Annotated in this window: 9 protein-coding genes; 6 read left to right on the forward strand and 3 right to left on the reverse strand. The window is 73.3% G+C overall.

What is annotated here, in order from left to right; translation table 11 throughout:
• Window positions 1-29: 29 nt before the first annotated feature.
• Together paaK and BLS43_RS02530 are read left to right on the forward strand one after the other, a co-directional pair.
• Window positions 30-1,292 carry a phenylacetate--CoA ligase PaaK gene (paaK, locus tag BLS43_RS02525; RefSeq protein ID WP_093076163.1) on the forward strand — a complete coding sequence of 421 codons (1,263 nt, stop codon included), beginning with the start codon at window positions 30-32 and terminating at the stop codon, window positions 1,290-1,292.
• Between the two features lie 37 nt (window positions 1,293-1,329).
• Window positions 1,330-1,956 (forward strand): maleylpyruvate isomerase family mycothiol-dependent enzyme, encoded by a 627-nt coding sequence (locus BLS43_RS02530; RefSeq protein WP_093075914.1) that lies wholly within the window; start codon window positions 1,330-1,332, stop codon window positions 1,954-1,956.
• Window positions 1,957-1,987: 31 nt separating this feature from the next.
• Here the strand turns inward: BLS43_RS02530 and BLS43_RS02535 are convergent, their stop codons facing one another.
• Window positions 1,988-2,371 (reverse strand): DUF5997 family protein, encoded by a 384-nt coding sequence (locus tag BLS43_RS02535; RefSeq protein ID WP_093075917.1) that lies wholly within the window; start codon window positions 2,369-2,371, stop codon window positions 1,988-1,990.
• A 33-nt stretch (window positions 2,372-2,404) separates the two neighbouring features.
• Between BLS43_RS02535 and BLS43_RS02540 the strand changes: the two genes are divergently transcribed.
• Entirely contained in the window at window positions 2,405-3,088 is a 684-nt protein-coding gene (locus BLS43_RS02540) for a LysR family substrate-binding domain-containing protein (protein WP_093075920.1), read from the forward strand.
• Window positions 3,089-3,095: 7 nt separating this feature from the next.
• Here the strand turns inward: BLS43_RS02540 and BLS43_RS02545 are convergent, their stop codons facing one another.
• A complete protein-coding gene (locus BLS43_RS02545) occupies window positions 3,096-4,097 on the reverse strand; it encodes an aldo/keto reductase (RefSeq protein ID WP_176921130.1) in 1,002 nt (333 codons plus the stop codon).
• A 199-nt stretch (window positions 4,098-4,296) separates the two neighbouring features.
• On the opposite strand from BLS43_RS02545, the gene BLS43_RS02550 reads away from it, so the two are divergent.
• Together BLS43_RS02550 and BLS43_RS02555 are read left to right on the forward strand one after the other, a co-directional pair.
• Window positions 4,297-5,187: an alpha/beta fold hydrolase gene (locus BLS43_RS02550; RefSeq protein ID WP_176921131.1), complete on the forward strand. Its 891-nt coding sequence runs from the start codon at window positions 4,297-4,299 to the stop codon at window positions 5,185-5,187.
• A 32-nt stretch (window positions 5,188-5,219) separates the two neighbouring features.
• Window positions 5,220-6,110 carry an alpha/beta fold hydrolase gene (locus tag BLS43_RS02555; protein WP_093075929.1) on the forward strand — a complete coding sequence of 297 codons (891 nt, stop codon included), beginning with the start codon at window positions 5,220-5,222 and terminating at the stop codon, window positions 6,108-6,110.
• Window positions 6,111-6,189: 79 nt separating this feature from the next.
• Here the strand turns inward: BLS43_RS02555 and BLS43_RS02560 are convergent, their stop codons facing one another.
• Window positions 6,190-7,362: an HNH endonuclease gene (locus BLS43_RS02560; protein ID WP_176921132.1), complete on the reverse strand. Its 1,173-nt coding sequence runs from the start codon at window positions 7,360-7,362 to the stop codon at window positions 6,190-6,192.
• Window positions 7,363-7,536: 174 nt separating this feature from the next.
• On the opposite strand from BLS43_RS02560, the gene BLS43_RS02565 reads away from it, so the two are divergent.
• The coding region (locus tag BLS43_RS02565; protein ID WP_093076166.1) for a DDE-type integrase/transposase/recombinase at window positions 7,537-8,380 on the forward strand (844 nt) is incomplete at its 3' end.

Below are 8,380 nucleotides of genomic sequence, written 5' to 3' on the forward strand. Positions count from 1 at the left end.
CGCCCGACCTGCTCGACGACGCGGAGCGGATGTCCACCGACGAGCTGCGGTCCCTGCAGCTCGAACGTCTGCAGTGGACGCTCGCGCACGCCTACGAGAACGTGCCGCACTACCGCAAGGCGTTCGACGGGGCGGGCGTCCACCCGGCGGACTGCCGGTCGCTGTCGGACATCGCGAAGTTCCCCACCACGAGCAAGGCCGATCTGCGGGAGAACTACCCCTTCGGCATGTTCGCGGTGCCGCAGTCCGAGGTCCGGCGCATCCACGCCTCCTCCGGCACCACCGGTCGCCCCACGGTCGTCGGCTACACCGCCCGGGACATCGACACCTGGGCGGGCCTGATCGCCCGCTCGATCCGCGCCGCGGGCGGGCGGCCCGGGCACAAGGTGCACAACGCCTACGGCTACGGCCTGTTCACCGGCGGCCTCGGCGCGCACTACGGCATCGAGCGCCTGGGGGCCACGGCCATCCCCGTGTCCGGCGGGATGACCCCGCGCCAGGTCCAGCTGATCACGGACTTCCAGCCGGACGTCATCATGCTGACCCCCAGCTACATGCTCACCCTGCTCGACGAGTTCGAGCGCCAGGGCCTCGACCCCCGCGCGACCTCGCTGCGGGTCGGGATCTTCGGCGCGGAGCCGTGGACCGAGCAGATGCGCGCCGAGATCGAGGAGCGCATGGACATCCACGCCGTGGACATCTACGGCCTGTCCGAGGTCATGGGCCCCGGGGTGGCGCAGGAGTGCGTGGAGACCAAGGACGGGCTGCACATCTGGGAGGACCACTTCCTGCCCGAGGTGATCGACCCGCTGGACGGGACGGTGCTCGCGGACGGCGAGGAGGGCGAGCTCGTGTTCACCTCGCTGACCAAGCAGGCGCTGCCGATCATCCGCTACCGTACCCGCGACCTGACCCGGCTGCTGCCGGGCACGGCGCGGCCCGCGATGCGGCGCATGCAGAAGATCACCGGCCGCAGCGACGACATGATCATCCTGCGCGGGGTGAACCTCTTCCCGACCCAGATCGAGGAGATCGTGCTGCGCACCGCGGGGTTCGCCCCGCACTTCCAGCTCGAGCTCACCACCGAGGGGCGGATGGACGCGCTCACCGTGCGGGTCGAGGCGCGGGCGGACACCCCGGCGCCGCGCCGGGCGGCCGCCGCGGCCGAGCTGGTCGCGGCGGTCAAGGAGACCGTCGGGGTGACCGTGGCCTGCGAGGTCGTGGACCCGGACTCGCTGGAGCGCTCGGTCGGGAAGCTGCAGCGGCTCAAGGACCACCGCACCCCGCGCTGAGCACCGGCGGCGGGCGGCGGCGCGGTAGCGTGGCGCGATGCCCGCCGCCGAGCCCGACTGCCGGACGATGGCCCGCGCGGAGCGGGCGGCCCTCGCGGAGTTCCTGGGCACCCTGTCGCCCGCGGACTGGGACGCGCCGACCCTGTGTGCCGGGTGGGCGGTCCGAGACGTCGTGGCGCACCTGGTCAGCTACGAGGACCTGAGTCCACTCGCCCTGGTGCGCAGGCTGGCCAGGGGTGGGGCCACGGCGAACGAGATCGGCATCGCCGCCCTGCGCCAGCGCGCCCCCGACGAGCTGCTCGAGCTGGTGCGCAACCGGCTCGACACCCGGGGGCTCACGGCCGCCTTCGGTGGTCGCATCGCGCTGACCGACGGCCTGATCCACCACCAGGACATCCGGCGATCGTTCGGCAGGCCCCGCGAGATCCCGGCGGACCGGCTGCGGGTCGTCCTGGACTTCGCGCGGACCCCGCCCCCGATCGGGGCCCGCCAGCGGATCAAGGGCCTGACCCTGCGGGCCACCGACCTGGACTGGAGCACCGGGCGCGGGCCGCTCGTCGAAGGCCCCGCGGAGCCGCTGCTGATGGCGCTCGCCGGTCGCGCGGGCGCCGTCGCGGAGCTCGGCGGGGACGGGGCCGCGATCCTCGCGGGCCGGACCGGCTGAGCCCGGGGACGGGCCGGCGGGACCGACGCCGCTACCGGGCCCGGCCGGACCGGTCGACCTGCACGCGGGCCTCGGCGCGCTGGGACTCGGCCCGGGTGCTGCGCTCGCGGCGCAGCCACTCCGGCTGCTCCTCCTTCAGGGCCGCGATCTGCGCGGTGGTCAGCGGCTCGGTGATCTCGGCGCGGGCCAGCCCGGAGATGGACACGCCCAACCGGTCCGCGACCACCTGCCGGGGGTGCGGACCGTCGCGCCGCAGCTCACGCAGCCACTGCGGCGGATCGGCCTGCAGGGCGTCCAGCTCGTCCCGCGAGACCACCCCGTCCCGGAACTGGGCGGGGGTCGCGTCGAGGAGGACGCCGAGCTTCTTCGCCGCCGTCGCGGCCTTCATGGTCTGGGTCGCCCTCTGCCGCGTCATGGGCCCAGGGTATCGAGGCTCTACCCTGGCCCGGTGACCGAGCCGACCCCCGCCGCGACGTTCCGGCTCGGCTACGTCCCCGGCGTCACCCCCGGGAAGTGGGCGCGGATCTGGGCGGAGCGCCGGCCCCGGGTCCCGCTGGAGCTGGTCCCCGGCAGCACGGACGAGGCGGTGGAGCTGGTCCGTGCCGGCACGATCGACGCGGCGCTGGTCCGGCTCCCCATCGACCGGGCCGGGCTGCACGCGATCCCGCTGTACACCGAGACCACCGTGGCCGTCGTGCCGAAGGACCACCTGCTCACCGCGGCCGAGGAGGCCGTGCTCGCCGACCTGGCGGACGAGACCCTGCTCCACCCGCAGGACGACACCCTGGACTGGCCGGGCGGCCGTCCGGGCCGGGCGGCGGCCTACACCCCGCCGACGACGGCCGAGGCCGTCGAGTTGGTCGCCGCGGGCATGGGTGTGCTGACGCTGCCCCAGTCCCTCGCCCGCCTGCACCACCGCCGCGACCTGACCTACCGGCCGCTGACCGACGCCCCCGGGTCGAGCGTGGTCCTGACCTGGCCGGACGCCGAGAACACCGAGCTGATGGAGGAGTTCATCGGGATCGTGCGCGGCCGCACCGCGCACAGCTCCCGCACGCCGCGGCAGGCTCCCGCCGCCGAGCGCCCCCGGCAGGCGAGGGCCACCCCCCGCCGCCGCGCCCGCCGCCGCTGACCCGGGGTCAGGCGCCCGCCACCCGGGCGGGCGTGCCGAGGTCGACGGCGTCGAGGACCGACCGCCCGGCGTCGTCCAGCTCGACGTCCGCGGCCGCGCAGGCGAGCCGCAGGTGCTTCTCCGACGTCGCGCCGACGACGACGGTCGTCACGGCCTGCCGGTCGAGCAGCCACGCGATCGCCGCCTGGGCCGCGGGCAGCCCGACGGACGCCGCGGTGGCCTCGAAGCGCCCCGCGGCCTCGACCTCGGCGGCGGAGAACCCGCTCCCGCCCCACCGGGCGTGCCCGGCCCAGCGCCGTTCGGCAGCCGCGCGGCCGGCGAGCAACCCCATGCCCAGCGGGCTGTACGCCGCCAGGCCCATCCCGGCCCGGTGCAGCACGGGGACGAGATCGCGCTCGACCGCGCGGTCCGCGAGGTGGTAGCGCGGCTGGTGGACGACCGGCGGGTGCGCCCCGAGGGCCGCCGCCGTGGCGAGCACCTCGGCCGTCTGCTCGCCGGTGTAGTTGGAGAGGCCCCAGGCCCCGATGTCGCCGCGGTCGACGAGGTCGCTGAACACCGACACCGTCTCCTCCAGCGGCGTCCACGGGTCCGGCAGGTGGGCGTAGTAGAGGTCGATCCGCTCGCGCCCCAGCCGCGCGCGGCTGACCGCCAGCTGCTCCTCGACGTGCGCCCGGGTCAGCAGGCCCCGCCACTCGCTCGTGGGGCGGCCCTCCCCCACCGGCTCGCCGACCTTGGTCGCCACCACGACCTCGTCCCCGGCCCCGCGCAGCGCGCGACCCAGCAGCTCCTCCGACGAGGCCCGGTCCTGCCTGCGCGTGACCCCGGGCCAGTCGTAGCCCGGCTGGTTCCCGTAGGAGTTCGCGGTGTCGAAGCAGGTCACACCCAGGTCGCGCGCGGCCCCGACGAGGGCGGCCACGTCGTCCTCGCGCGGCGAGAGCCCGAAGGTGGCCGTCCCGAGCGCGATGCGGGACACCTCGATCCCCGACGCGCCCACGGTGGCGTGCTGCACGGGTGGTCCTCCTCTGCTCCGCGGCCGGCCGTCGTCACCAGGCTCGACCCTCCGGCGGCGCCCGCCCAGCCCCGTGGTCTGCCCAGCGAACCGGCGCGGCGGAACTTGGCCGGGCGTTCTCCTCAGCGGACCGACGCACGCCGTCGGGGGCGGGTGGCGTCTCTACGCTCGCACCACGAGCCCCCAGGAGGAGCAGCGCATGAGTTCGCGAGCGGCGTTCGTCACCAGCGACGGCCTGACCGAGGAGTCGGCGGGCCGGACGGTGGTGGTCGACGGCACGCCGATGCACTACCACGACATCGGCGAGGGTGAGCCGATCCTGTTCCTGCACAGCTACGGTCCGGGATCGAACGCCTGGATCACCTGGCACAAGGTCGTGCCGTACTTCGCCGCGCGGTACCGCTGCATCCTGATGGACCTGGTGAACTACGGCGGGAGCGGGCCGCGCGTCTTCCGCGAGCAGATCCACGGGCTGCACGCCCGGCAGGCGAAGGGGCTGCTCGACGCGATCGGGATCGACCGCGTGGACGTCGTGGGCAACTCACAGGGCGGCCAGACGGCGTTCGCCTTCGCCTACACCTATCCCGAGCGGACCAAGAAGCTCGTGTGGGGCGCAGGCCACGTCGGGACCAACCGCGGCTACCGCAACGAGTACCTGATGGCGATCGAGCCCGAGGAGGGCCTGCGCGCCACCCTCGAGGTGATCGAGGACCCGAGCGAGCGGAACTTCGAGCGCTACCTCAAGGTGCACATCGACGACCCGGCCCTGGTGACCCCGGAGCTCGTCGACTACGTCCGGGACACCTACCTGTCCCGCCCCGACATCCTGGCGGCGTCCGCGGAGAGCTACTCCACGCCCCACGACCACGCCCCCGAGATGGCCGAGCTCGAGGCCGAGACCCTGATCGTCTGGGGTCGCAACGACCGGATGTGCACGTTCGAGATCGGGATCAACGCCCTCAACCTGACGCGCCACTCGCGCCTGGTGGTGCTGCGCGACACCGGGCACTGGGTCCCGTTCGAGAAGCCCGCCGAGTACGCGGCGCACGTGCTGTCGTTCCTCGACGGCTACCCGAAGCAGCCGAGCTGACCTCCCCTTCCCCGCAGAGCACGAGGAGTCCGATGACCGCATCGACCACGACCACCGGTGCCGAGGAGCTCGGCGCCCCGCCCGGGCGGCTCGTCCCCGCAGGCGACCACCAGCTGTTCGTCTCCGAGGTCGGCGAGGGCGGGCGCCCCACCGTCTTCCTGCACGGCGGCGGCCCCGGCTGCACCTCCTGGACCGACTTCGGGGTGGCGATCCCCTACTTCGACGACCGCCGGTGCGTGCTGGTGGACATGCTCAACTACGGCTACTCGAGCGCCGTGGAGTACCCGCCCGCGAAGTGGGCGTTCCACGCGAAGCACGTGGCCGCCGCGCTGGAGAACCTCGGGATCGAGAACGCGGACTTCGTCTGCAACTCCCAGGGCGGCTCGGTGGCCCTGGTGCTGGCGGCCGAGTACTCCCACCTGGTGCGCAAGGTGGTGCTCAGCGGCAGCGAGCCGATGCACCGCGGACGCGGCGGGCGCACCCCGGAGCTCGCCGCCCTGACCGCGCAGCTGGTCGCGGGCTTCACCACCGGGGAGGGCCCGACCCGGGAGAAGATCCGCGAGATCATGGTGAAGCTCGAGTACTGGGACCCGGCCGCGGTGAACGAGACGACGCTGGACCTGCGCTGGCACTACCTGCAGCAGCCCGGCCCGGCCTCGACCTGGGGCCGTGGCATCCACGCGGGCGACCCCGAGGACCTGGAGCCGCTGCTCGCCGAGGTCAAGCGCCGCGTCCTGGTGCTGTGGGGCCGGTACGACGTCTTCGCCACCCCGGCCTACGCGCTGTCCATCGCCGACGCCGTCCCCTACGGCGACGTGTTCCTCATGGACCAGGGCGGCCACCACATGGAGGAGGAGCGCCCGCAGGACTTCGCCGCCATCGTGAAGACCTGGCTCGACCTCCCGGCCGACACGAACCAGTAGCCGCACCGCCGGCCGGACCACCGCGACGACCCCGGCGCCCTCCGGCACCGCTCCCCGGTGCCGGCGGGCCGCTCTCGGTCTAGGACCGCAGGGTGTAGCGGCGGCCGGTGGGGGTCGTGGTGGTGCGGTCGGTGAGGTGCCAGCCGGGTTGTTCCCGCAGCTGGTTGTGGAAGGCGCAGGTACCCCGGCCGTTCCCCAGGCTCGTCGGGCCACCCTCCGACCAGCGTCTGCGATGGTCGAGGTGTTCGATCGGGGCGTCGCAACCGAGTTCGGTGCACCGGCCACGGTCCCGGGCGCGGATCCAGTCGGCCAGCACCCCGCCGAAGGCGCGACGGCGGGAGTCGCCGCCGATGACGATGCCGTCCCGGGTGACCAGTCGCCGCCACCCCACACAGGTGGCCTCGTCCAACAGAGCGGTGGGCCCGAACCCGGGGATCTCCGCCGGCAGCGGCGAGTCGGAGTCCAGCAGGGACTCCACGGGCACGAGGACCTGGATCTCCACCTGAGCCGGGGTCATGGCGGCCTGCCCGCTCAGCCGTTCGACGAGGGTGTCGGCCATGATCTGACCGCGGGTGCGGGTGACCGGCTCCGGGGATACCCAGTGTTCGGTGACTGCTTTGCGCAGCGCGGCGTAGCAGGTGATGGCCTGTTCCATCGGCAGCAGCGCCCGGATCACCGCCATGCCGTCTTCGGCGGGAGAGATCGTGACGTGCCGGTCCCGGCGGGCGGCGCGAGCACGCTCGGCGAACTTCTCCGGCGCCACCGCCGCGCTCACCGAGCGAGCGAGGTCCGCGACCTTGCGCACCCCGAGCAGCGGCAGATCATGGGCGGCGAGCCGGCGGTCCAGCTCGGCGCGCTGGGTGGGGTCCAAATGTCTGGCAGCGGCCACGATCGCGGCGACCCGCCGCTCGTCCAGCTCTCCCGCGGCGAACGCTTCCCGGACGTTGTCCAGCCCGGCGTGCAGGTCCCGGGCGAGGCGCAGCTGGGTGCGGGCCCGGGTCGGGGAGATCCGCAGAGCGAGCCCGAGCTGCCCCACGATGCTCGCCTCGACCCGTTCGGGATCGGCGAGTGCTTCCTGCAGACGGGCTTCGACCTCCCGCTGCGCCGCGGCCCGGACCTCCTCGGCGATCTCGGCGTCGATCCGGTTCCGCAGCGCGACCAGCCGCTCGATCCGAGCGAACCCCGCCGCCCGCTCCTCCCGCGACGGCACGGTGCCTGTCGCTGCGGGAGGGTCCGCGAGGGCCGTGGTCATGCAGCTATCATAGCAGCTCATCGCCCATAAATCGAACAGATATTCGACCCATGCAGATCAGACCCACCGACGGTGGGTGCCATGTCTCAGGACATAGGTGACGAGTCTGCATCAGGACATCGGTGACACTGTGGGTGTTCTTGGTGGTGACACTTCGGCCGCGAGGCTGCGGCGGTGCCCGCCCAGGAACCCATCGATCCCCAAGTCCGCCTTGCGATCTCGCAGTGGTCTGATGACGCGCCGCGCGGGGCGGTGTCGACGTTCGGCATCGAGCACGGCATCTCGCGCAAGTCGTTCTACGCGTTGCGCAAGCGTGCCCGCGTCGAGGGGCCAGCGGCCGTGCTGGAGCCCCGGTCGCGGCGGCCGCGGTCGAGTCCGTCGACGCTGACCGAGCAGATCAAAGCCCAGGCGGTCGCGGTGCGGGCCGCGCTCGAGGCGTCCGGGCTCGACCACGGCCCGATCAGCGTGCACGACAAGATGGCCGCGATGGGCCTGGCCTCGGTGCCCTCGACGGCGTCGTTGGCGCGGATCTTCCGCGAGACCGGGGTCGCCCGCCGCGAGCCCCGTAAGAAGCCCCGCTCGGCGTGGCGGCGGTTCGTCTACCCGGCACCGAACGCTTGCTGGCAGCTCGACGCCACCGAGTACGTCCTCACCGGTGGCCGCAGGTGCGTGATCTTCCAGCTCATCGACGACCACTCTCGCTATGCGGTCGCCTCCCACGCTGCGCGCGGCGAGACCGCCCACGACACGATCACCGTCTTCGACGAGGCAGTCGCCGCCCACGGCGTCCCGCAACGACTGCTCTCAGACAACGGGGCCGCGCTCAACCCGACGCGACGCGGTCTGGTCGGACAGCTCGTGGCACACGTCGCCGGGCTGGGCACAGAGGCGATCACCGGCAAGCCCCACAAGCCGACTACCCAGGGCAAGAACGAACGCTTCCACCAGACCCTGTTCCGCTACCTCGACAAACAACCCCTGGCCCACACACTCGCGCAGCTCCAGGCCCAGATCGACG

Source organism: Pseudonocardia oroxyli (assembly GCF_900102195.1).
In the GTDB taxonomy this organism is placed as follows: Bacteria; Actinomycetota; Actinomycetes; order Mycobacteriales; family Pseudonocardiaceae; genus Pseudonocardia; species Pseudonocardia oroxyli.